Source organism: Klebsiella sp. K47 (genome assembly GCF_051858335.1).
In the GTDB taxonomy this organism is placed as follows: domain Bacteria; phylum Pseudomonadota; class Gammaproteobacteria; order Enterobacterales; family Enterobacteriaceae; genus Klebsiella; species Klebsiella pneumoniae.
The window spans coordinates 1-240 of the sequence record NZ_JBPYUI010000211.1 but is presented as its reverse complement, the minus strand read 5'-3'; the positions used below and the strand labels follow the sequence as shown (position 1 = coordinate 240).

Here is a 240-nt window from a genome sequence, read left to right as displayed (position 1 = left end):
GGGCACCACCAGGCACAGCGGTGCCAGCAAGTTGAGGGTGGTGAGCAGGTAGCCCCGCCACTTGGCTTTGCTGACCTGGCTGTCGCTGGTGATGATGAAGTCGGCGTCATCGAAGCTGCGTTGGCGTTGGCGCTCGGCCAGCGCCTGGAACAAGTCGCCGGTGATCCTCGGGTTGTAGCGGCTCGGCCGGTAGTTGACATAGGTGCGCGGCGGCCAGATACCGTCGTTGTTGAACATACC

Annotated in this window: 1 protein-coding gene; it reads right to left on the bottom strand. The window is 63.3% G+C overall.

Translation table 11 applies throughout. The features are described 5' to 3' along the window. Positions 1 to 240 (bottom strand): hypothetical protein (locus tag RRF55_RS27735; RefSeq protein WP_439419261.1); only part of this gene is annotated, 240 nt, incomplete at both ends.